At 72.6% G+C, this 22,779-nt stretch carries 22 protein-coding genes; 10 read left to right on the top strand and 12 right to left on the bottom strand.

The window, feature by feature from the left end; all coding sequences use genetic code 11:
* Position 1: 1 nt before the first annotated feature.
* Together IE153_RS18385 and IE153_RS18380 are read right to left on the bottom strand one after the other, a co-directional pair.
* Positions 2-772 carry a TIGR04222 domain-containing membrane protein gene (locus tag IE153_RS18385; protein WP_189590765.1) on the bottom strand — a complete coding sequence of 257 codons (771 nt, stop codon included), beginning with the start codon at positions 770-772 and terminating at the stop codon, positions 2-4.
* 86 nt (positions 773-858) lie between these two features.
* Complete coding sequence (locus IE153_RS18380; protein ID WP_189590764.1) at positions 859-1,602, bottom strand: DUF4142 domain-containing protein; 744 nt, start codon at positions 1,600-1,602, stop codon at positions 859-861.
* A 383-nt stretch (positions 1,603-1,985) separates the two neighbouring features.
* On the opposite strand from IE153_RS18380, the gene IE153_RS18375 reads away from it, so the two are divergent.
* From IE153_RS18375 to IE153_RS18365, 3 genes are read left to right on the top strand one after another with little or no spacing between them, the layout of a single operon-like run.
* On the top strand, positions 1,986-3,452 hold the full coding sequence (locus IE153_RS18375) for an aldehyde dehydrogenase family protein (RefSeq protein ID WP_189590763.1): 1,467 nt from the start codon (positions 1,986-1,988) through the stop codon (positions 3,450-3,452).
* Positions 3,453-3,509: 57 nt separating this feature from the next.
* Positions 3,510-5,066 (top strand): GMC family oxidoreductase, encoded by a 1,557-nt coding sequence (locus IE153_RS18370; protein ID WP_189590762.1) that lies wholly within the window; start codon positions 3,510-3,512, stop codon positions 5,064-5,066.
* Positions 5,063-6,568, top strand: a complete 1,506-nt coding sequence (locus tag IE153_RS18365) for an APC family permease (protein WP_229829041.1) — start codon at positions 5,063-5,065, stop codon at positions 6,566-6,568. Before IE153_RS18370 ends, IE153_RS18365 begins: the two co-directional genes overlap by 4 nt.
* Before the next feature lie 40 nt (positions 6,569-6,608).
* Here the strand turns inward: IE153_RS18365 and IE153_RS18360 are convergent, their stop codons facing one another.
* The gene (locus IE153_RS18360) at positions 6,609-8,201 is read right to left on the bottom strand and encodes an MbnB/TglH/ChrH family RiPP precursor modification enzyme (protein WP_189590761.1); all 1,593 of its coding nucleotides are present in this window, start codon (positions 8,199-8,201) and stop codon (positions 6,609-6,611) included.
* Positions 8,202-8,383: 182 nt separating this feature from the next.
* Between IE153_RS18360 and IE153_RS18355 the strand changes: the two genes are divergently transcribed.
* Positions 8,384-8,956 (top strand): potassium channel family protein, encoded by a 573-nt coding sequence (locus tag IE153_RS18355; protein WP_189590760.1) that lies wholly within the window; start codon positions 8,384-8,386, stop codon positions 8,954-8,956.
* 16 nt (positions 8,957-8,972) lie between these two features.
* On the opposite strand, the gene IE153_RS18350 is transcribed toward IE153_RS18355, so the two are convergent.
* A complete protein-coding gene (locus IE153_RS18350; RefSeq protein ID WP_189590759.1) occupies positions 8,973-9,434 on the bottom strand; it encodes a DUF7144 family membrane protein in 462 nt (153 codons plus the stop codon).
* A 68-nt stretch (positions 9,435-9,502) separates the two neighbouring features.
* Complete coding sequence (locus IE153_RS18345) at positions 9,503-10,264, bottom strand: aminoacyl-tRNA hydrolase (RefSeq protein ID WP_189590758.1); 762 nt, start codon at positions 10,262-10,264, stop codon at positions 9,503-9,505.
* Between the two features lie 42 nt (positions 10,265-10,306).
* Here IE153_RS18345 and IE153_RS18340 point away from each other — a divergent pair, with 42 nt between their 5' ends.
* Both IE153_RS18340 and IE153_RS18335 read left to right on the top strand, forming a co-directional pair.
* Positions 10,307-11,176 (top strand): ABC transporter ATP-binding protein, encoded by an 870-nt coding sequence (locus IE153_RS18340; RefSeq protein WP_189590757.1) that lies wholly within the window; start codon positions 10,307-10,309, stop codon positions 11,174-11,176.
* Positions 11,177-11,195: 19 nt separating this feature from the next.
* Positions 11,196-11,867, top strand: coding sequence for an ABC transporter (locus IE153_RS18335; protein WP_189590756.1), 672 nt, complete (start codon positions 11,196-11,198; stop codon positions 11,865-11,867).
* On the opposite strand, the gene IE153_RS18330 is transcribed toward IE153_RS18335, so the two are convergent.
* Both IE153_RS18330 and IE153_RS18325 read right to left on the bottom strand, forming a co-directional pair.
* Positions 11,859-12,038, bottom strand: a complete 180-nt coding sequence (locus IE153_RS18330; RefSeq protein ID WP_189590755.1) for a hypothetical protein — start codon at positions 12,036-12,038, stop codon at positions 11,859-11,861. The two genes, IE153_RS18335 and IE153_RS18330, sit on opposite strands and share 9 nt — an antisense overlap.
* Positions 12,039-12,066: 28 nt before the next feature.
* Positions 12,067-13,584, bottom strand: coding sequence for an FAD-dependent oxidoreductase (locus IE153_RS18325; protein ID WP_189590754.1), 1,518 nt, complete (start codon positions 13,582-13,584; stop codon positions 12,067-12,069).
* An 84-nt stretch (positions 13,585-13,668) separates the two neighbouring features.
* Between IE153_RS18325 and IE153_RS18320 the strand changes: the two genes are divergently transcribed.
* Both IE153_RS18320 and IE153_RS18315 read left to right on the top strand, forming a co-directional pair.
* Positions 13,669-14,043 (top strand): ArsR/SmtB family transcription factor, encoded by a 375-nt coding sequence (locus IE153_RS18320; RefSeq protein WP_189590753.1) that lies wholly within the window; start codon positions 13,669-13,671, stop codon positions 14,041-14,043.
* Positions 14,040-14,525: an SRPBCC family protein gene (locus tag IE153_RS18315; protein WP_189590752.1), complete on the top strand. Its 486-nt coding sequence runs from the start codon at positions 14,040-14,042 to the stop codon at positions 14,523-14,525. The genes IE153_RS18320 and IE153_RS18315 overlap by 4 nt, the downstream gene beginning before the upstream one ends.
* A 223-nt stretch (positions 14,526-14,748) precedes the next feature.
* On the opposite strand, the gene IE153_RS18310 is transcribed toward IE153_RS18315, so the two are convergent.
* The 5 genes from IE153_RS18310 to zapE form a co-directional block, all read right to left on the bottom strand.
* Positions 14,749-16,131 (bottom strand): PhoX family protein, encoded by a 1,383-nt coding sequence (locus IE153_RS18310; RefSeq protein WP_189590751.1) that lies wholly within the window; start codon positions 16,129-16,131, stop codon positions 14,749-14,751.
* A gap of 90 nt (positions 16,132-16,221) precedes the next feature.
* Positions 16,222-17,145, bottom strand: coding sequence for a slipin family protein (locus IE153_RS18305; RefSeq protein WP_189590750.1), 924 nt, complete (start codon positions 17,143-17,145; stop codon positions 16,222-16,224).
* Between the two features lie 170 nt (positions 17,146-17,315).
* A complete protein-coding gene (locus tag IE153_RS18300) occupies positions 17,316-18,800 on the bottom strand; it encodes a SulP family inorganic anion transporter (protein ID WP_189590749.1) in 1,485 nt (494 codons plus the stop codon).
* Positions 18,801-18,808: 8 nt separating this feature from the next.
* Positions 18,809-19,390, bottom strand: a complete 582-nt coding sequence (locus IE153_RS18295) for a carbonic anhydrase (protein ID WP_189590748.1) — start codon at positions 19,388-19,390, stop codon at positions 18,809-18,811.
* A 707-nt stretch (positions 19,391-20,097) separates the two neighbouring features.
* On the bottom strand, positions 20,098-21,201 hold the full coding sequence (gene zapE, locus IE153_RS18290; protein WP_189590747.1) for a cell division protein ZapE: 1,104 nt from the start codon (positions 21,199-21,201) through the stop codon (positions 20,098-20,100).
* A 37-nt stretch (positions 21,202-21,238) separates the two neighbouring features.
* Between zapE and IE153_RS18285 the strand changes: the two genes are divergently transcribed.
* Both IE153_RS18285 and IE153_RS18280 read left to right on the top strand, forming a co-directional pair.
* Entirely contained in the window at positions 21,239-22,054 is an 816-nt protein-coding gene (locus IE153_RS18285; protein ID WP_189590746.1) for a pyrimidine reductase family protein, read from the top strand.
* Between the two features lie 245 nt (positions 22,055-22,299).
* Positions 22,300-22,773, top strand: coding sequence for a beta/alpha barrel domain-containing protein (locus IE153_RS18280; RefSeq protein WP_031106073.1), 474 nt, complete (start codon positions 22,300-22,302; stop codon positions 22,771-22,773).
* The last annotated feature ends 6 nt before the right edge of the window (positions 22,774-22,779 follow it).

Raw genomic sequence — 22,779 nt, 5'->3', positions numbered from 1 at the left:
GTCAGTCGTGCGACTCGCGGTGCGCGAACGCGGCGCGCAGGTCCGGTTCGCCGATCGCGCGCACGCCCCGTACGGCCACCGAGGTGAGGTACGTACGGTCGTCGGCGGCGCCGTCCGCGGTGTGGGTCAGCGCGCCGAGCAGCCGCTGGCCGGCCGGGGAGGCCCAGCGCGAGTAGGGGTGGATCTCGATCCGGGCGACGGCCAGGCAGCTCAGGGTCAGGGCGAGCGGCAGCGCGAACCACAGGGCGACCAGGTGCCGGGGCATGTCCGGCGGAAGCGGCGTCAGCAGCGCGGCCACGCCCAGCCCGAGGACGGCGACGGCCGCGACGCGCACCTGCCGGACGGCCGTGGCGACCGTCGTGCGGGCACTGTCCGGCACCGCGAGCCCCGCGCGCACCAGCCCCTCGGCGATCCCGCGCACCGGGTCCGCCGCGGCGGCCGTGGCCCGCACCGGCGCGATACGGCACTGTCCTTCGGGACCGATGGCCCCTATCACCGACCGCTCCATCTCGTCCCGCCCGCGCGGGTCGACGACCGTCGCCCAGCCGGTGTGGGCCAGGAGCAGCCGGCGCTGGCGGGCCATGGCGACCAGGGTCACGTCGGCGACCCGCCGGGGGCCGCCGGAGAGGAACGCCGCCTCGTACAGCGTGAGTTCACGCCCCCGGCCGGTGCCCGCGTCCACGGCCGCCGCGCGCACGGCGGCCAGACACAGGCGGGTGCACGCCGTGCCGGCCACGGCCCAGGCCGCCAGCAGGAAAAGAACCCAGAGCATATGTTGTTTGTATGTGACACGGTCCCGAAAACACCATGCCTCGTTCACAATCCGGACGGAGTGTTGCCGGTACGTGACGTTCCGTTTCAGTCCGGTGGCGGGCTGTAGGCGGGCGGCGGGAGCGTGTAGTCCGGCGAGGGTGACGAAGGCGGCGGCGCGACCGTCCCCGGGTCGGCGGCCGGGGGAGCACTGCCGCCGGCCAGGTCGCGGGCCACGGCGTCGAAGTCGACGTAACCCGTGGCCTCCAGAACCTTGATGTGGTCGAGGACGGTCGTGTTGGCGTCGTCGGCGAGCTCGCGCACCAGGGAGTTGCGGGTGCTCGCGCGGACCTGGGCGACGACCGGGAACACCTTGCCGTGAGCCAGCCGCAGGATGGTGGCGAACTCGCGGTCGTAGTCCTCGCCCTGTGCCCCATCGAGCCGGTCCAGCCATTGTTTCTGCTGCTCGCTGGGCTCGTCGGGCAGGGTGAGGCCGAGCCGGGCGGCGACGTCGCGGACCCGCTCGTCCAGGAACCGGTGCCCCTCGACGAGGTGCCGGCCCGCCGTCCGGACGGCCGGCGTGGTCCCCTTCGACTGCGCCTGCCGCCCCGCCGGCAGCTCCCACAGCCCGGCCAGCCGGACCTTCGTGAGGAAGTCCTGGTCGAGCGCGGAGAGCGGGCCGTGGCTCGTCTGCAGGGTGTGGGCGCTCGGTACGGTCGGCGCGGGCTCCGGCTGGTCCGTGTACGACCAGAGCGGGAAGACCAGCGCGGCGAGCGTCGCCGCCAGGCACGTGACGATGAGCCCTGTGCCGCTGAAGACGCCTCGGCCCTTGACGGGGGGTCGCGGTCGCATGGTGGTGCCTCCTGATACGGCACCGCACGCCAGTGCGCTCCGGGTGCCGGGTTGACATGTTACTTCCGGGTCTAGGCCAACTGCCGTACAGGGAGGAATGGTTGATTCGGGGGTGAGCAGGGACAAATACGGGACACGGGATGAGGGACGTACTGGTGTGAAGAGGAAGAATTCATCCCTCATGCCTCGCACGTCATCCGGGTGTCAGCCCCGGCACACTCGGGCGCCGCACGCCCGGGGCGGGGCGACTAGCCCACCTGGGTCCTCTGAGCCGCCCGGACGCCGTCGCGGCGGTGTGCCCCGTGGCCGCCGCCCGCCGGATGGGCCATGTTGCTGACCGTCGAGCCGATCGGGCTCCGGCCGGACGTGAAGGAGGCCCCGCGGTGGGTGAGCTGTACATCGACGGCGAGTGGACACAGGCGGCGGCCGGTGGCCGGCGCGAGGTGGTCAACCCCTACGACGCCTCGGTCGTCACCACAGTCGACGAGGCCGACGCCGCCGACGTCGACCGCGCCGTGCGCGCAGCCCGGCGCGCCTTCGCCGAGGAGGACTGGGCGAACGCCCCCTCCCGCCGCCGCGCCGACCTGCTGATGCGCGTCCACGACCTGCTGCTGCGCGACCGCGAGGACATCGCCCGCACCGAGACGCTCGACACCGGCAAGACGCTCACCGAGGCCCGGATCGACGTGGAGGACGTGGCGAACGCCTTCCGCTACTTCGCCGAACTCGCAGGCAAGGACGGCGGCCGGGTCGTCGACGTCGGCCCGGACGTCCTCAGCCGGGTCGTCTACCAGCCGATCGGCGTGTGCGCGCTCATCGCCCCGTGGAACTACCCGCTGCTCCAGGCCTCCTGGAAGGTCGCCCCGGCGCTGGCCGCCGGCAACACCTTCGTCCTCAAGCCCAGCGAGACCACCCCGCTCACCACCATCACCATGATCCGGCTCATCGAGGAGGCCGGCGCCCCGCCCGGCGTCGCCAACCTCGTGCTCGGCTCCGGGGCGACCGTGGGCGCGGCCCTGACCGGCCACCCCGACGTCGACATGGTCTCCTTCACCGGCGGCCTGAACACCGGCCGGGCCATCATGGCCGCCGCCGCCGAGGGGCCCCGGAACATCGCCCTGGAACTGGGCGGCAAGAACCCCAACATCGTCTTCGCCGACGCCGACTTCGACGCCGCCGTCGACTACGCCCTCGACGCCGCCTTCCTGCACTCCGGGCAGGTCTGCTCGGCCGGTTCGCGCCTGCTCGTCGAGGACTCCCTGCACGACCGGTTCGTCGAGGCCTACGCCGAGCGCGCCCGGGCGATCCGGCTCGGCAACGGCCTGGAGGAGGGCACCGAGAGCGGCCCGCTCAGCTCCGCCGAGCACCGCGAGAAGGTCGAGGGCTACATCGCCGTCGCCAAGGAGGAAGGCGCCCGGCTCGTCACCGGAGGCACCCGCCCCGACGACCCCGCCCTCGCCGGCGGCTTCTTCCTGCTGCCGACGATCTTCGCCGACTGCGACCGGTCCATGCGCATCGTCCAGGAGGAGGTCTTCGGCCCGGTCGTCACCGTCGAACGCTTCCGCACCGAGGACGAGGCGGTGGAACTGGCCAACGACACCCGCTACGGCCTCGCCGGCGGCGTGTGGACCTCGGATGCGAGCCGTGCCCAGCGCGTCGCCCAGCGGCTGCGGCACGGCACCGTGTGGATCAACGACTTCCACCCCTACGTACCGCAGGCCGAGTGGGGCGGCTTCGGCCGCTCCGGCGTCGGACGCGAGCTCGGCCCCACGGGGCTGCGCGAATACCAGGAGGCCAAGCACATCTACCAGAACCTCGCCCCCGCCCCCTCCGGCTGGTTCAAGGGCTGACCGGACACACCCCCACCGTCCGCCCGTGGCACGACGACCACCGAAGAAAGGCATCCCATGGCCACCACCCCCGCGCACGGCGCCGAGTCCGCCTATGACTACGTCATCGTCGGCGGCGGCACCGCCGGCTGTGTGCTCGCCGCCCGGCTCAGCGAGGACCCCGACTGCCGCGTCTGCGTCGTCGAGGGCGGCCCCAGCGATGTCGGCGACGAGCGCATCCTGCGCCTGCGCAACTGGATCAACCTGCTCGGCTCGGAGTTCGACTACGGCTACACCACCGTCGAGCAGCCGCGCGGCAACTCGCACATCCTGCACTCCCGGGCCCGGGTGCTCGGCGGCTGCTCCTCGCACAACACCCTGATCAGCTTCCTGCCGCTGCCGCAGGACCTCGACGACTGGGTGAGCCACGGCTGCTCCGGCTGGGACCCGGCGACGATCCTGCCCTACCGCGACCGGCTGCTCACGCAGATCGTCCCGGTGGCCGAGGCCGACCGCAACCCCATCGCCAAGGACTTCGTCACCGCGGCCTCCCGGGCCCTCGGCGTCCCCGTCGTCGACGACTTCAACGCCGAACCCTTCGCCGACGGCACCGGGTTCTTCTCGCTGGCCTACCAGCCGGAGGGCAACCTGCGCTCCTCCGCGTCCGTCGCCTACCTCCACCCGGTCATGGACCGGCCCAACCTCACGCTCCTCCTGGAGACCTGGGCGCACCGGCTGCTCACCGACGACGCGGGGCGGCTGACCCGGGTCGCCGTCCGCGGGGCCGACGGGCAACCCGCCACCGTGCGCGCCGAACGCGAACTCCTGCTGTGCGCCGGCGCCATCGACACCCCCCGCCTGCTGATGCTCTCCGGCATCGGCCCGGCCGACGACCTGCGCGCCCTGGGCATCGACGTACGGGCCGACCTGCCCGGCGTCGGGGAGAACCTGCTGGACCACCCCGAGTCCGTGATCGTCTGGGAGACCGACGGCCCGCTGCCGCCCAACTCCGCGATGGACTCCGACGCCGGCCTGTTCCTGCGCCGCGACAAGGGCCGGCCGCGTCCCGACCTGATGTTCCACTTCTACCAGGTGCCGTTCACCGTCAACACCGAACGCCTGGGCTACCCCGTACCGCAGCACGGGGTGTGCATGACGCCGAACGTGCCGCGGGCCCGCTCCACCGGCCGCATGTGGCTGCGCAGCGCCGACCCCGCCGAGCACCCGGCCCTGGACTTCCGGTACTTCACCGACCCCGAGGGCCACGACGAGCGCACCATCGTCGACGGCCTCAAGGTGGCCCGCGAGGTCGCCGCGACCGATCCGCTGCGCGACTGGCTCGTCCGCGAGGTCGCGCCCGGCCCGGACGTCGTCTCCGACGCCGACCTGTCGGAGTACGGCCGCCGCGTGGCACACACCGTCTACCACCCGGCCGGCACCTGCCGGATGGGCGCGGCGGACGACCCGGCGGCCGTCTGCGACCCCGAGTTGAGACTGCGCGGCTTCGAGGGCGTGCGGATCGTCGACGCGTCGGTGTTCCCGACGATGCCCACGATCAACCCGATGGTGACCGTGCTGCTCGCCGCCGAGCGGGCCGCCGACCTGATCACCGGAGACCGGAGGTCCCAGCAGTGACCGGTACGCAGCCCCCAGCGCCGGCGTCCGGCGTGCCCTCCGGGGAGCCGGGCTCCGAGTTCCGCAAGGACATGGGCCCCTGGGCCAACTTCGCCCTCGGCTTCACCTACCTCTCCCCGGTGGTGGGCACCTACACGCTCTTCGGCATCGCGATCGCCGACGGCGGACCGCCGATGATCTGGGCGTTCCTGGTCGCCGGCTGCGGCCAGTTCCTCGTCGCGCTGATCTTCGGCGAGATCGTCGCCCAGTACCCGATCGCGGGCGGTGTCTACCCCTGGGCCCGGCGGCTGTGGGGCAAGCGCTGGGCGTGGATGACCGGCTGGGTGTACATGTGGGCGCTGCTGGTGACCATCACCTCCGTCGCCTACGGCGCCGGCCCCTACATCGCCATCCTCTTCGGCTTCAGAGCCACCGTGCACACCACCGTGCTGTGCACCGCCGTGCTCATCGTCGTCGCCATCCTCATCAACTACATGGGCACCAAGGCACTGTCGGCGGCGGCGCTCATCGGTTTCGCCGGCGAGCTCATCGGCGCCCTCGTCGTCGGCGTCTACCTGCTGGCCACCCACCGTCACCACGGCCTCGGCGTCATCTTCGACACCTACGGCGTCGAGGGAGACGGCTCCTACCTGCCGGCGTTCCTGGCAGCCGGCATCATCGGCCTCTACCAGTACTACGGCTTCGAGGCGTGCGGCGACACCGCCGAGGAGGTCGCCCACCCGGGCCGGGTCATCCCCCGCGCGATGCGCCGCACCATCTACATCGGCGGCGCGGCGGCCACGTTCACCTGCATGTCACTGCTGCTGTCGGTCACGGACTTCAACGCGATCATCTCGGGCGAGCAGGCCGACCCGGTGGTGGACGTGCTGTACGACGCCATGGGCGAGACCGGGGCGAGGCTGGTGATGGCCGTGGTGCTGATCTCCTTCCTGTCCTGCACGATCAGCCTCCAGGCCGCGGCCGGGCGGCTCATCTACTCCTACGCCCGGGACGAGATGATCGTCGGATACCGGCTGCTGCGGCGGTTCGTCCACGCCCGTGCGGTGCCGAGCTGGGCGCTGTTCGTGTCCGCGGTGGTGCCGCTGATCATCGCCTTCGCCTCACTGCTCTCCGAGGACGCCCTCACCAACATCGTCTCGTTCGCGATCCTCGGCATCTACGGCTCGTTCCAGATGGTGGTCCTGGCCGCGCTGCGCGCCCGGCTCAAGGGCTGGAAACCGACGGGGGAGTTCACCCTGGGCCGCTGGGGCCTGACGGTGAACATCGCCGCGCTGGCCTACGGCATCCTCGCCATCATCAACATCTGCTGGGCCCGCAGCCCGGAGAAGTCCTGGTGGGAGAACTGGATCGTCCTGTTGTGCGGCGGCGTGGTGCTGGGGACGGGCCTGATCTACATGTTCACGACGCACCACTACGGCCGGGGTGAGGCGCCGGCGGGTGACGCCGTGCCGGAGAAGAAGACCGGTTCGATGTCCGGTGATTCTCCTCCCCGGCAGACGTGAGACGAGGAGCGAGGGGCCCGGGATCCGGGCCCCTCGGCCGTCAACGCCGTGACAGGGCCCTGCGCGTGGCGTGGGCCAGCCGGCGGACGGACCGCCGGGAACGCGGCTTCGGGCCCGACCGCTCCAGCCACCACTCCCGCAGCTCCCGCCGCGCCCGCGTGTCCCCGGGGCGCCCGGTGGACAGCAGGTGCTCGGCGAAGGTGAGGGCGTCACGCCGGTAGCCGTCGGTCATCGGGTGGGTCTGGGCGTAACCGAGGAACGCCGTGCGGTACTCCTCCCCGAGGATCACCGGCAGTTCGGGGGCGACCTTCGCCACGACGTCCGCCCGCTTGGCGGCGAGCGCCCGCGCCTGCACACCGACCCGCGCCCGGTCGAACCCCTCGGGCACGGGCGTCCCCGCGACCAGCGCCGACAGCAGCGCCGCCTGCGCCAGCCCGAGCCGCTGCCGGGCCTCGTCGGCACCCTCTTGAGGGGGCAGGCCGAAGGCGCCCCGTGTCGCCCCGGCCGCCCCGGTCTCATCGCCCCGCCGTGCGGCTCCGGCCCCTGCCGGTGCCTGGCCCCGGGCACCCCGGGCGCCCTCCCGCCGCGTGGCCCGGACCCCGACGGACGGCTCACCGTCCCCGCCCCGGGCCTCGCTCGGCAGTCCGAGGGCGGCAGCCCCGAGCAGTTCACCGTCGCCGCCGCGGGTGGGCTCCTGCCGTGCGGCGCCCGCCTCCCCGAACAGCCCGGCCCCGACGCCCTCGGGCTCCGTCCGCCGCGCGGCAGTCGCACCGGCGGCCGAGCGGAGTTCCGTCTTCACGCGTTCGACGGCTCCGGCCTCCAGTGCCCGGCGGATCGCGCTCAGCTCGTTCTCCAGCTCCGCCGGTTCCGGGAAGTTCTCGTCCCGTTCCAGGAGGACACCCGGAGGCGAGACGCGGGAGGCGAGGTCCGTGAGGATGTCCAGGACCGGCCGGGGGACCGGGTGGGCGTGGCTGTCGTGCCAGACGCCGTCGCGTTCGACACCGCCCGCGACATGGACGTAGGCGATGGCCTCCAACGGGAGCTCCGCGAGGGCCTTGGAGGGGTCCTCGCCGCGGTTGACGTGGTTGGTGTGCAGGTTGGCGACGTCGATGAGGAGGCGGACACCCGTGCGGTCGGCGAGGTCGTAGAGGAACTGGCCCTCCGTCATCTCCTCGCCCGGCCAGCAGATCAGCGCGGCGATGTTCTCGACGGCCAGCGGCACCGGCAGCGCGTCCTGCGCGATCCGTACGTTCTCGCACAGGACGTCCAGGGCGTCCCGGGTCCGCGGGACGGGCAGCAGATGGCCCGCCTCCAGGTGCGGGGACGCCGTCAGCGGCCCGCCCGCCCGTACGAACGCGATGTGCTCGGTGACCAGCGGGGAGCCCAGCGCCTCGGCGCGCTCGGCCAGCGTGGTCAGCCGTCCCGCGTCGGGCCGGTCCGCGCCCCCGAGGCCGAGCGAGACGCCGTGCGGCACCACGGTGACGCCGCGCTCGCGCAGCCGACGCAGCGAGTCGGGCAGATGGCCGGGGCAGACGTTCTCGGCCACCGCCTCGACCCAGTCGATCCCCGGCATCCGCTCCACGGCGTCCGCGATCTCCGGCCGCCACCCGATGCCCGTCCCCAGTCGCTCCATCGTCCCCTCCTCCACCCGACCCGTTCCTCGAACGTGAGGGGGGTATGGCCCAGCCGCCGGCGCCCGAACCGCGCCCCGCCCTCCTTCAGAGCAACATTTGAGGTTTGCGGGTCCCGCTCCCCGCCCCCACCGACGGACGTACAAAGGTCGTGTCTCGCCCCTATTCGGCATAGACCGGACCCATGCCCGAAGGCAGCGAGCAGCCCCGCCACCCCGCGCGCAAGCGGGAACCGGAATCGGGGCCGGCCGGTCTGCGCCGGCTGCGGATCGGGGCCGGAGCCCTGCTCGTGGCGGCCGGTACGGCCTACTTCCTGCTGCCGCTGGAAGGGCTCGGCGCCGACCGGCCCTGGCTCGGCTGGCCGCTGTTCGTGATCTGCCTGGCGCTCGTCGCCGCGCTGCTGCTGCGCCACGTGCGCGACATCGTGCTGGAGAGGCCGCAGGCCCGCTCGGGCATCATGATCTCGATGCTGATGTGCCTGGCCGTGCTGGTCTTCTCGTCCGGCTACTACGCACTCGCCCGGCAGCCGGGCCAGTTCACCGGCCTGCACACCCGGGTCGACGCGCTGTACTTCACCGTCGTCACGCTGGCGACCGTCGGCTACGGCGACATCACCCCGCGCGGACAGGAGGCCCGGTTGGTGACCGTCGCTCAGGTCGTGTACACGTTCGTCTTCCTCACGGCGGCGGCCACCGCGCTGACCCGCCGGCTGCACAGCGTGGTCGCCGAGCGCGACCGGCGCCCGCCGCCGTCCTGACCGGCCGGGGGAGGTGCTACACCGGGCGTGAGGAGCGGTAGTTGAACACCGACCAGAGGACGAACAGGCCGGTCACGATCATGATGATCGACCAGAACGGCTGGTACGGCAGCCAGAGGAAGTTCGCGATCAGCGCCAGACCGACCACGATCGCGCTCGCGACCCGGGCCCAGTCGGCTCCGGTGAACAGGCCGAGCCCGGCCACCACCACGAGCACGCCGACGATCACATGGATCCAGCCCCACGCGGTCAGGTCGAACGCGAAGGAGTACTGGCCGAAGCTCGTGTACACCTCGTCGCCGGCGATCGCCGCGATGCCCTGGAGCACGGCGAAGAGGCCGTAGACGACCATCAGGACACCCCCGAGGACGAGCCCCCCGGCCGCCCACGGGTCGCCGGAACCACCTGAACCGGAGCCGCCGGGCGTCCGGTCGCCGGGGGCCGGCGGGGCGGGGGGAGGGGGCGCGGCGCTGGTCATGGCTGCCTCCTGGGTCGGGTGGCTGGTAACCCCACTGGAGCACTCACCCGGGACCGGCGCGCCCGCGGCTACTGCGAACGGGTGGACGCCGCGCGGCCGGACCCGTGCGGCTCCCGGCGCAGCACCGGGTGGTCCGCGACGACCGTGCACGAGCCGGGCGCGATCTCCGTGAACCCCGCGTCGCGCACCAACGGAAGCCCGATGCCGGTCAGTTCGGACCAGCGGGCCGCCTCGGCCGTCCGGACGGCGAGCGGGAACCCCGCGTCGCGCCAGGCGGTCCGCTCCTCGTCGGACAGCTCCCACCAGGCCAGTTGTGCGGCGTGCCCGGCCTGGGCCATGGCCTTGCCGGCCGACATGCCGAGGTCGGGGTTCAGCCACAGCACTGGGGCGGTGGGGTCCGCGTCCACCGGCGGCTCCGGGTCGTCGAGATCGGTGCCGGACACCTGGAGCCTGGCCAGGTCCTTGGGCCAGCCGTCCAGCGGGACGGGCGGGAAGACCCGCACCTCGGCCGACTTGCCGGTGACCGTGATGCCGGGCAGCGCCTCGGCACGCCGCCACTCCGCGCCCCGTGCCCGCCGCACCACCTTGCGGATCCGGGCGTCCTGCCAGTCCCGCATCGCCCCGGCCCACTCGCCCTCGCCGGCCGACCGCTCGTCGGCCAGGATCGTCAGCACGGCCCGAGCGGACGTCTCCAGCGCGTCCGTGCGCGCCGGCGGCTCCGTCTTCTCGATCCGCACGACCAGCGGCAGCACGAACTGCGGTGCCTCGTCGCGCGCCGAGGGTTCGGACCGGAAGGGACTGTCGCTCACGGGCGTCGGGTCTTCGCTCACGAAACCCAGTGTGCCAGCCGGGAGATCGTGCAGGATGGCCGCATGCGACCCGACCTGTGCCTGCGCGACGCGGGCCGCCGCTACGGACTGCGGGGGCCCTGGGTGCTGCGCGGTGTCGACCTGACGGTGGCTCCGGGACGGCTCGTCCGCATCGAGGGCGCCAACGGCAGTGGCAAGTCCACGCTGCTGCGGCTGCTCGCCGGCATCGACGCCCTCAGCGAGGGCCGCGTCACCGGCCGGCCGCGCACGGCGTACGTCCCCGAGCGGTTCCCGCCGGCCCTGCCCTTCACCGCCGCCGGCTACCTCACCCACCTCGGCACCGTGCACGGCCTGCCCCGGGCGACGGCCGCCCGGGCCGCCGGGGAATGGCTGGAGCGCCTCGGCGCCGCCGCGTACGCCGAGACGCCGATGGCCCGGCTGTCGAAGGGCAGCAGCCAGAAGGTCGCGGTCGCCCAGGCCCTGCTGGGGGAGCCCGAGCTGCTGGTGCTGGACGAGGCGTGGACCGGTCTGGACACCGCGGCCCGCGCCGAGCTGGAGCGCGCGGTCGCCGAACGCACGGCGGCCGGCGGATCCGTGGTCTTCGTCGACCACGACCCGCGCCGCCTCGCGGGCCTGCCCGACGCGACGTACGCCGTGCGCGATGCGGGCGTCGTCCGGCAGGAGCCCTCGCGGGCTCCGGACGCGTCCGGTCCGCACGTGCTCGTCGAGGTGCAGGGCCCGCCGGACGGACGGCTGCCCGAGGACGTGCGCCGGACGGTCACCTCGGCGGAGGAGACCGGGCCGGGCCGCTACCGCCTCCGCGTCCCCGCCCCGCACTCCGACGTCCTGCTCCGCACCCTGCTGACGGCCCGCCCGCCCTGGCACGTGGTGAGCGTGACACCGCGGACCGCGGCCCCGGGACGGCACGGATGACCACACACAGGAGCCGCCGGTGACCGCCCTGATGCGCTACCACGCCGCCCTGCTGCTGAGGTCGCAGCGCTGGCTGCCCCCGTTTCTGCTCTACGCGGCCTTCCTCGCGATCAGCATCCAGGCCGGGCAGCCGGTGCTCGACTCCCTCGGGTACACGGCCGCCGCCCTGCTGCCCGTCGCCGCCTGGCTGGCGCGCGTCTGCGTCACGGGCGAACCCGACGCCGCCCGTGGCTGTGTGGCCGCGGCCGCAGGGCCCGGGCGAGCTCATGTGGCCTGTCTGCTGGTCGCCCTTGCCGGTGCGACGGCCCTCGGCACGCTCGCGATCCTGGTGGTGACGCTGCTCAGCGACCCGGTCGCCTCGGACCACAGCACCCGGGTGCCGCTCGCCGCCGCCTGCGGGGCAGGGCTGCTCGCCGCCCTGGCCTGCGCCCTGCTCGGCACGGCCGTCGGGGCGCTCACCAGCAGGCCCCTGCTGCGGTCGCCGGGCCGGGCCGTCCTCGCCCTGCTGCTCGCGGCGCTGCTGTCCCTGGTGGCCACCGGCTCACCCGCCCAGGCGGCCGTGCAGGGCCTGGTGACCGGCTCGCAGCGGGGCACCGTCCCGCTGCCGCTGCTGCCCCTGGCCGCCGCGGCCCTGGTCATGGCCGCAGCGCTGGCCCTGGCCGGTGCGCTGGCCTCCCGCAGATCACCCTGAACAGGCGGTGCGCTGCGCCTCCTGCCACTCGCAGACGGGGCAGAGCGTGATGCCCTTGTACGACTCGGGGTGCTCCGTCGGCTCCCGGCACAGCACGCACTCCGCGTACGGCGGCCCGTCCGCCACGGGCGGCCTGGTCGCGTCGATCAGGCAGTAGTCGTCGTCGCTCATACGTCCAGCGTAGGTCCGGGGCGAGCCGTCAGAGGTCCCGCTGTTCCAGGGGTTTGGTCGCCGGGCCCTGGATCACCTTGCCGTCGGTGTCGAAGCGGGAGCCGTGGCAGGGGCACTCCCAGGCACGTTCGGCGGCGTTGAAGTCGACCAGGCAGCCCAGGTGGGTGCAGCGGGCGGAGACGGCGTGGAGGCCGCCGTCCTCGTCCCGGTACACCGCGACCCGGTGGCCGTCGGCCCGGACCACGGCGCCCTCGCCGGGCGGCAGGGACTCCACCGGCGGGGAGGGCCGCAGCCGGTCGCCCACGAAGTGCCCGGCGACCTTGGCCTGCGTCTTGAGCAACGCAGGCGCCTCACGCACCGCGGTCTTCAGCCGGCGCGGGTCGTACAGCCCGCTCCACTCGCACTCCTCGCCCGTGATCTGCGCGGTCAGCAGCCGGCCGGCCATGATGCCGCCGGTCATGCCCCAGCCGCCGAAGCCGGTGGCCACGTACGCGTGCCGGGCGCCGGGGTGCAGCGGGCCGACCATCGGCACGGTGTCCGTGGGCTCGGTGTCCTGGGTGGCCCACCGGTGGGTGACCTCCAGGTCCGGGAAGTGGCCGGTGGCCCAGGCGGTGAGGCGTTCGAGACGGGCCCGCGGGTCGGAGGTGCCCGGAGTGAAGTGCTCACCGGTGACGATGAGCAGCCGCCGGTCGCCCTCGAGGGGCGCGGTGCGCACCGAGCGGGTGTCCTCGTCGGGCGTGATGAACATGCCGTCCGGGTCCTGGCCGGCGGGGATCGTCCCGGCGACGACCAGTTCGCGGCGCGTGGACAGACGGGCGAACAGCAGGGCCCGGTCGAAGATCGGGTAGTGCGTCGCGACGACGACGTCCCGGGCCCGGACGGTCGCCCCGGTCGCGGTCGACAGCCTGCACGGCTCGCCCTCGTCCAGGCCCAGGACGGTGGTGTTCTCGAAGATCCGCCCGCCGCGTTCGACCAGGTCGGCGGCGAGGGCCAGCAGGTACTTGCGCGGATGGAACTGGGCCTGCCCGGTGACCTCGACGGCGCCCGCCACGGGGAAGGGCAGCCCGGTCTCCGTCACGAACGAGGCGGGCAGCCCGGCCTCGGCCGCGGCCTCCGCCTCGGCGCGCAGTTGCGCCACCCGGCCCGGGTCGCGCGCGTAGGTGTAGGCGCTCCTCGTCTCCCACTCGCAGTCGACGCCCAGTTCCTCCGCGATCCGGGCCGCGTGCCCGATCGCCTCGGACTGGGAACGGGCGTAGAGCCGAGCGCCCTCGGGGCCGCGGGTGCGCCGCAGCTTGTCGTAGACGAGCGTGTGCAGCGCGGTGACCTTGGCGGTGGTGTGCCCGGTGACGCCGGCCGCGACCCGTCCGGCCTCCAGCACGGCCACGCTCCGCCCGGCGCGCGTCAGCTCCCACGCCGTGCTCAGGCCGGCGATCCCGGCGCCGATCACGGCCACGTCGACGCCCAGATCCCCGTCCAGTGCCGGGTGGTGGCCGTCCGGTGCGGTCTCGAGCCAGTATGAGCTGCTGACCTGCTGTTCTTCGCCCATGGCCGGCGAGTACCCCCGTGCGTGCGCTTCAGTGTCGGGCGGGTCGCTTTACAGCGGGGGCGGGCATGGCTAACGTACAACCAAATGGTTGTAGATGAACTGAGCGACGCGACGGTGGACCGGCTGTTCCACGCCCTGGCCGACACCACGCGCCGGGACATACTGCGCCGCTGCGTGCGCGGGGAGCTGTCCGTGTCCCGGCTGGCCGAGGCCTACCCGATGAGCTTCGCCGCGGTGCAGAAGCACGTCGCGGTGCTGGAGCGGGCGGGTCTGGTCACCAAGCGGCGCAGCGGACGGGAGCAGCTCGTGCGCACCGACCCCGACGCGGTGGGCCGTGCGCGCCAGGCCCTGGACGAACTCGAGTCGGCGTGGCGCGGGCGGGTGGACCGGATGGCCCGGCTCCTCGCCGAGGACCCCGGAACCGACGAGAACGACACGACGGAAGGACCCGAGCGATGAGTGTCACCAGTGTCGACAAGGACCTCGACAGCCTCACCCTCACCCTGATCGCCGACTTCGCCGCCCCGGTCGAGCGGGTGTGGCGGCTGTGGGCCGACCCCCGGCAGCTGGAGCGCTGGTGGGGCCCGCCGACCTACCCGGCGACCGTGGAGCAGCACGACCTCACCCCCGGCGGAGAGGTCACCTACTTCATGACCGGCCCGGAGGGCGACCGGCACCGTGGCTGGTGGCGGATCACCTCGGTCAGCGAGCCGACGGCCCTGGAGTTCACCGACGGCTTCGCCGACGACGACGGCAAGCCCAAGGACGACATGCCGACCATGTCCGTGGCGGTGCGGCTCAGCGCGCGCGACGGCGGCACGCGCATGGAGATGCGCTCCCTGTTCGACTCCCGCGAACAGATGGAGCAGATGGTCTCCATGGGCATGGAGGAGGGCCTGAAGGAGGCCGTCGGCCAGATCGACGCCCTGCTGGCCGCCTGACGGAGCGCTCAGGACTGCCCCGCCAGCCGTTCCCGGCACTGGCGTCGAACCGGGTCAGGTCGACCGGCTCACCCACCGGGAGGCGCAGCCGGTCCCGCAGCGAGGTGCTCTCCTCGTGTGTCACCGGGTCCTTGTGTGCCGCCGGGCCCCCACGCGGTCCGGTGCCGCGGTGGTCCGGCGGGGCGCCGGGTGTCGCACCCGGCGCCCCGGTCCGGAGTGCCGGCTACCGGCGCCAGGGGCCCGTCACCGCGAACGTGGTGCCGGGCGTGTAGCAGTTGACGTACATCGTGTCGCCGTCCGGCGAGAAGGTCACCCCGGCGAACTCACCCCACTCGGGCTCCTCGGGGGTGCCGATGTTCTGCCGGTTGCGGGCCATCGCGTAGACCTGGCCGCGCCTGGTGACGCCGAAGACGTGCTGGGCACCGTTGCCGTCCTCGCAGACCATGAGGCCGCCGCTGGGCGCCAGACAGATGTTGTCCGGCGACTCACCCGGCAGCTGCACATCGGTGTCCGGGCCGAAGACGATCACCAGGGTGAGCCGGCGGCGCTCCGGGTCGTAGCGCCAGACCTGCCCGAAGTGGTCGGCGGCGGAACCGTCCGACCGGCGCGCGAAGGACGACACGAAGTACACCGAACGGCCGCCCCAGTAGCAGCCCTCCAGCTTCTGCGCGTGCGTGATGCCCTTGCGGCCGAAGTCCTGGAACCGGATCGGCGTCTGCGCGGCCTGCGGATCCGGGACGTCGACCCACTCGATGTGGTCGAACTCGGCGCCGACGTCCTGGATGGACGACAGGTCCGGCACGCCGGGCACGCGCATGGCCTGGAGCCGCCCGCCCGCGCGCAGCGAACCCCTGCCGCCCAGCGGCCGGTCCGGCAGGAAGCGGTAGAAGAGCCCGAAGGGCTTCTCGAAGGCGTCCTCGGTCTCGTACACCACGCCCCGCCGTGGGTCGACGGCGATCGCCTCGTGCGCGAAACGGCCCATGGCGGTCAGCGGCACGGCCCCGGTGCGGTGCGGGTCGGCCGGGTCGACCTCGAAGATGAAGCCGTGGTCCTTGGTGTAGCCGTTGGTGCCGGCCTTGTCCTCGGTCTCCTCGCAGGTCAGCCAGGTGTCCCAAGGAGTGGGCCCGCCCGCGCAGTTCACGGCCGTGCCGGCGATTCCGACGCGCTCCGACTGCACCCTGTTGCGGGAGTCCAGCGTCAGCGCCGTACAGCCGCCCTTGCCGGCCGGATCGTAGGTGAGGCCCTCGACGGTGGGGACCGGGACCCTGCCGTCGGCGCGGTTCTCGTGGTTGCGGACCAGGTGGACCCGGCCGCCTCTGCCCGGGAAGGCCGACATGCCGTCGTGGTTGGAGGGCACTTTGCCCTCCCCGGAACGGAGTTGGTCCCCTTCGCGGGAGAGGATCCGGTAGCCGAACCCTTCCGGCAGGTCGAGGACGCCCTTCGGGTCGGGGACGAGCGGGCCGTAGCCGGTGCGGCCCATGCCCTGTGCGGCGGCGGTACCGGTGAAGAGTTCGGACAGGGCGCCGGAGAACGCGATCCCGACGCCCAGGGCGCCCGTTCCGGCGAGCATCTGACGTCGTGTGGCGGAGCGACCGGATTCGGTCATGGGGAAACCTTCCTGCTGGCGGACAGGAACTGTGATCCCGCTGTGTCTATCACCTGGTGCGGGCAGCGGGAACCACGCGCGTAGCGCGGGTCACTGCTCCACCGCGCGCCGCAACTGCTCCATGGCCTCTCCGGCCTGCTCAGTGAGGTCGACGGCGCGCTCCCCGATCTCCGCGCGCTCCGTGGTCCCCGCGTGTCCCGGCACCTCCTCGTGGCCCGGGGTCTGCGCGTGTCCCGAGCTCTCCGCGGGAGGCGGCTGCGCGCCCCGCTCCAGGAACCGCAGGAGTTCCACCGGAATGGGCAGGACGAGGGTCGAGTTCTTCTCCGCCGCCACCGCCATGACGGTCTGCAGCAGCCGGAGCTGGAGCGCCGAGGGCGTGTCGGCCATCTGGCGGGCGGCCTGGGCCAGCTTCTTGGAGGCCTGGTACTCGGCGTCGGCGTTGATGAGCCGGGCCCGCCGCTCCCGGTCGGCCTCGGCCTGGCGGGCCATGGAGCGCTTCATGGTGTCCGGCAGGGAGACGTCCTTGATCTCCACGCGGTCGATGGTCACGCCCCACTCCACGGCAGGGCTGTCGATCATGAGCTCCAGGCCCTGGTTCAGCTTCTCGCGATTGGACAGCAGATCGTCCAGCTCGCTCTTGCCGATGATCGAGCGCAGCGAGGTCTGGGCCATCTGCGAGACGGCGAAGCGGTAGTCCTCGACGTTGACGATCGCGGCCGCCGGGTCCACGACCTTGAAGTACACCACCGCGTCGACCCGCACGGTCACGTTGTCGCGGGTGATGCCCTCCTGGGCGGGCACGGGCATGGTCACGATCTGCATGTTGACCTTGCGGAGCCGCTCCACCCCCGGAACGATCAGATTGAAGCCGGGCCGCCGCACGTCCCCGTGCACGCGCCCGAGCCGGAAGACGAGCCCCCGCTCGTACTGCTTGACGACCCGCGCCGCGGAGGCCAGATACACCAGCGCACCGGCCCCGACCGCGGCCACCACGCCGACCACCTCTTCGACCATGTCGACCTCCCCGTTCAGAGGTCCGAATTCGTCTGCTTCTGTAACGATATGCCTGAACCGGGACGAGGGGCCATGCCCGGTGCCCGGGCCGGAACGGGGGCGGACACACGTGGTCCGGGGCGCGCCGGCTGCGCGCCCCGGACCCATGCCCGGGTGACCCGGTCGGACGGCTAGCCGGTGGTGACCTTCTCCGCCGGGGCCTCCTCGGGTTCCGTGACCTTCACCGGCTCCGTACCCGTCGCGCTGTGGCGGGTGGCCCAGTTCTCCAGGGCCGTGCGGCAGGCGTGGTCGAGGTGGTGCAGGCCCGAGAGGTCAAGCTCGACCGGGCGGTCCTGCGGCAGGCTCTCCAGGCTGTCGAGGATCTTCGGCAGCCGCAGGAAGGTCGCGTTGCCGGACAGGTAGGCCTGGATCGGGCCGGCGCCCTTGTCGATGATCTCGAGCTTGATGTGCGAGGCCTCCCAGGCGGTCTTGACGACCGACAGGGCCAGACCGATGAGCACGCCCTCGAACATGTTCACCGCGACGATCGACACGGCGGTGACGACCAGGATGACCGCCTCGCCCCGGTGCTCCTTCCACAGCGGCACGATCTTGGCGAACGGGATCAGCTTCCAGCCCGCGTGGACCAGGATGCCGGCGAGAGCGGGCAGCGGGATCAGGGCCAGCGTGGACGGGAGCAGCGCGGCGAACAGCAGGAGCCACACACCGTGCATCACCCGGGACGCCTTGGTCTTGGCGCCCGCGCTGACGTTGGCGGAGCTGCGGACGATGACCGCGGTCATCGGCAGCGCGCCGAGCACACCGCAGATGGTGTTGCCCGCGCCCTGCGCCATGAGCTCCTTGTCGTACTGGGTGCGCGGGCCGTCGTGCAGCCGGTCCACCGCGGCGGCGCTGAACAGGCTCTCGGCGGAGGCGATCAGGGTGAAGGCGACGATCGTGCCGATGATGCCGATGCCCACGCTGCCGAAGGCGTCCAGGCCGGGCGGCTGGATGGAGTCCAGCAGGCCCTTCACCTCGACCGTGGCGACCGGCAGGTCGAAGACGGCGTTGGCCGCGATCGCCAGGATCACCGCGGCGAGCGCGCCGGGTACGGCCTGTGCCTTCTTCGGCAGCTTCTTCCACAGCACCATCACCGCGATGGTGGCCGCGCCGAGCGCGAGGGAGGTGAGCGCCGCCGTGCTGCCGGCCGCGTCGACGGCGGCACCGGGCAGACCCAGGATCTTGTCGATGCCGGAGGCGGGTGCCTTCAGTCCGGCCGTCGCATACAGCTGGCCGGCTATGAGGACCAGGCCGATTCCGGCCAGCATGCCCTCGACGACCGAGACGGATATCGCGCGGAACCAGCGGCCGAGCTTCAGCGCGCCCATGACGAGCTGGAGCAGACCGGCGGCCAGCACGATGACGCCGAGCGCGGGCAGCCCGTAGGTGTCGACGGCCTCGAAGACCAGCACGGTCAGGCCGGCGGCCGGCCCGGACACCTGCAGGCTGCTGCCCGGCAGGAATCCGGTGATGAGTCCGCCCACGATGCCGGTGACCAGGCCGAGTTCGGCCGGGACTCCGGAGGCGACGGCCACGCCCACGCACAGCGGGAGCGCGACCAGGAACACGACGAGCGAGGCAGTGAAGTCCTGCCTGAGGTAAGGGAACTTGGTCATGGTGCCCCTCACAGCTTCTCGAAGGAGTCGGTGTCCGCGCGGTGTTCGCGCACGATGCCGGTGTGCACTTCGTAGAACCAGGCGTGCAGGCCGAGCCGCCCTTCCGCCAGCCGGCGTTCGATGCAGGGGTACGACCGCAGGCGCAGGACCTGGGCAAGGGCGTGGTTCTGCACGGCCTCGGCGACGGTCGGGTCGGCGGGGTCCGAGCACGCGGGCTCGTCGGCGGCGCGTGCGAGCCAGTCGCGCACCGCCGGTACGGCGGCGAGGTCGTCGCCGCGTACCACCGCGCCCACGGCGCCGCAGTGCGAGTGGCCGCAGACCACGATCTCCTTGACGCCGAGGACTTCCACGGCGTACTCGATCGTGGCCGCCTCCGACGTGGGGTGCTCGAAGGAGTGCGGGGGAACGACGTTGCCCGCGGTGCGCAGCTCGAAGAGCTCGCCGGGACGGGCGCCCGTGATCAGGGCCGGGACGACCCTGGAGTCGGAGCAGGTGATGAACAGGACGTCGGGGGACTGGCCCTCGGCGAGGTGGGCGAACTCCTCAGGGCGCTGTCCGAAGCTGCGGGCGTTGTCGATGAGGGGTTGCATGAGTGTGGTGACTCCTCCTGGCGCGCAGTGGGGGCGCGTCGGACGGGCATGACAGGGGTGGGGGGAACTGGCGTACCGCTCAGCAGCGGAAGACCTGCAGGGCTGCCGGCGTGTGCGACGTCGAGGATCTCGACGCGTGGTGGTGCGCGGAGCCGGGTCTGACCGGTTCGGGCACCGCCGGCCGGAGGTCCCTCCGCAGGGGCCGCTCCGGCGCCGAGGGCGCGGAGTCGGCGGTGTGGGACCGGTCGCGGGTCCGCAGAGGACCGGTCGGGTCCCCGTGGTGTCCGGCGCGGCAGGTGGCCGTCTCGTCGCGCAGAGCCTTCCCGGAGGACTTGTGTCCGGGACGTGAGGACGTGCCCGAGGGCTTTGTTCCGGGCTGAGCCTTGGCCTTGACTTGACCGTGTGTATGCGCGGTTGCGAAGGACGCGGTCGGTGCGAAGAGCTGGAGGGCGAGCAGAGCGGTGGCGAGGACCGCAACGACGGTCCATGCCGTCCTGCCTCGGTACATGCGCCCCCCTCCCGGTGATTTCATGCGTCTAGCGCGGACCAACACTTGGTCAATGACTGGTCAAGAAACACGTTAACCCTGCAAGGTCGTTTGCAGGGTTAACTTAACGTTTCAAGCTGAAGAGAGCCTGAAAAGCGCAGGTGGGATGGCTTGAACAAGCCCTGGCCATCGGGTCGTTGGCGCGGTAATGGAGTTGTGGTTACCGGGGGTCCACGAGCTTGCCCGCGTCGCGGGCCAGCGCGGTGAGCCGGGAGATGGCCCGGAAGTACTTCTTTCGATAGCCGCCGTTCAGCATCTCGTCACTGAACAGCTGGTCGAAGGGCAGGCCCGAGGCCAGCACGGGCACCTCACGGTCGTAGAGCCGGTCCGCGAGGACGACGAGCCTGAGGGCCGTCGACTGGTCCGGAACCGGCCGCACACCCGTGAGGCAGACGGCCTTGATGCCGTCGGTCAGAGCGCCGTACCGGCTGGGGTGGACCCGGGCCAGATGCTCCAGGAGGGGCGAGAACGCGTCGAGGGAGGCGCCCTCGGTGGCATGCGCGGCGTCGGTGACCTGTTCGTCGGAGTACGGCGCCGGCGCCTCGGGCAGGCCGCGGTGACGGTAGTCCTCGCCGTCGATGCGCAAGGCTCGGAAGTGGGCCGACAGGCCCTGGATCTCGCGCAGGAAGTCGGCCGAGGCGAACCGGCCCTCGCCGAGCTTGCCGGGCAGCGTGTTGGAGGTGGCGGCGAGCGCCACGCCCGCGTCGACCAGCTTGCCGAGCAGCGTGGAGACCAGGACGGTGTCGCCCGGGTCGTCGAGCTCGAACTCGTCGATGCACAGCAGGCGGTGGCCGGACAGGGTCCGGACGGTCTGCTGGAAGCCGAGTGCGCCGACCAGGTTGGTCAGCTCCACGAACGTGCCGAACGCCTTCAGCTCGGGCTCGGCCGGGGTCGCGTGCCACAGGGACGCCAGCAGGTGCGTCTTGCCGACGCCGTACCCGCCGTCGAGGTAGACGCCGCGCGGGCCCGCGGGGGTCTTCTTCGGCGCCTTGCCGAAGCCGAACAGCCGCCGCTTGCCGGATCCCGCGGCCCCGCCCGGGCCGAGGCCCGCCGCGAAGCCCTCCAGGACCCGGACGGCCTCCGTCTGGCTGGGCTGGTTCGGGTCGGGGATGTACGTGCTGAAGCGGACCGAGTCGAACCGCGGCGGCGGCACCATCTCGGCGACCAGCCGGTCCGCGGGGACATGCGGCTCACGGGCGCACAGGGACAGCGGGGCCGGGTCGGTTATGGGGCCGGATCCGGAGGGGGCCAGGGGAGAAGACACGGTTCACCATGCTACGGCGCGTGGAACACTGCACGGCATGCGACGTCTGTTCCCTGTGACCGATGAAACAGCAGCTCCGGCGCCGGGTGGCGGGTCCGGTGAGGGCGCCGGGCGGGAGTGGAGCCTGGCGGAGCTGGCCGCCGCGTACGCCTATCCCGGGCCGGGGCCCGGCGGGCCGGTGCCGTGGCTGCGCGCCAACATGGTGTCCACGCTGGACGGGGCCGCCCAGCACGACGGCCGTTCGCAGCCCATCTCCAGCGCCACCGACATGCGGATCTTCGGCACGCTGCGGGCGCTCGCGGACGTCGTGGTCGTCGGCGCGGAGACGGTACGCAAGGAGGGGTACCGGCCGGCCCGCGCGCGGGAGGACTTCGCGGCGATGCGTCAGGCGGCCGGGCAGCAGCCCGCGCCCGCGATCGCGGTGGTCACCGCCAGTCTCGACCTGGACTTCTCGCTCCCGCTGTTCACCTCGCCCCTGGTGCCCACCCTGCTCCTCACGGGTGCCGCGGCCGCCCCGGACCGCATCGCCGCCGCGGAGAAGACGGGTGCCAGGGTGGTGACCGCCGGGGACGGCATCGGCGTCGACCCCGCCCGTGCCGTCCGGGCCCTCGCCGACCTCGGCCACACCCGGCTGCTCACCGAGGGCGGCCCGCGGCTGCTCGGGCAGATGGTCGCGGCGGGCGTGCTCGACGAGCTGTGCCTGACGGTCTCCCCGATGCTCACCGCGGGCGAGGCGCAGCGCATCGCCGGGGGGCCGGCCGTCACGGTCCCGCACCGCTTCGGGCTGATGTCGATGCTGGAGGAGGACGGCTTCCTGTTCACGCGATACGGGCGGGTCCGGGAGGCGTACTGAAACGCCGGACGCGGGGTAGGAGGTGTCGGCGGTCGGGGAGTCCGGCCGGCCGGTTCGTCCGGATGCGCGGCTGAACCTCACTGTCAGTCCGTTCATCATCCGAATATGCCGTTCCGTTCGGTTTTCGGAGGGCACACTGGATCCGGCAGTACCCGTGCGAACACGGGGCAGGATGGTTTCCGCAGGCCCCGTGCGGCCCGCGGAGGAGTGGGGGCCACGGGCCCCCGGAGCAGAAGGGGCGCCTGGTGTTCACAAGCGTTTTGATGATCGAGAAGGCGCTGACGTCGGCCGACGTGGAGTTCGTCACCACCTTGCACGGCGAGGAGCAGGTCTCCTTCCAGGTGCTGCTCCAGCCGCGCGGTGAGCAGGCGGACCGCCTGCTGCGGGCCATCGACGACGTGGCGCTCGGCGAGCTCGACGAGGCCGTGCGCGAGGGGGAGACGCCGGAGGGGGAGGAGGCTCTGAGCGTGGGGCAGCGGGCGCTGGAGGTCTCACTCGCCGCGTTGCGCACCTCGGGCAGTCCCGCCGAGGGACGGCTGATCGAGGACCATCCGCTGGACGCGCTGAAGTCCCTGGTGGAGGAAGCCGGGGCGGACGAGGTCATCGTGCTGACCGATCCCCACTACGTGGAGGAGTTCTTCCACCGCGACTGGGCATCCCGGGCCCGGCACAAGGTGGGGGTGCCGGTGCTGAAGCTGTTCTCGCACAGCAAGGCCTAGGAGCGC

Source organism: Streptomyces massasporeus, assembly GCF_014648995.1.
In the GTDB taxonomy this organism is placed as follows: domain Bacteria; phylum Actinomycetota; class Actinomycetes; order Streptomycetales; family Streptomycetaceae; genus Streptomyces; species Streptomyces massasporeus.
Note: the sequence above shows the minus strand (reverse complement) of the source record. Positions and strands in the feature narration are given on the sequence as shown.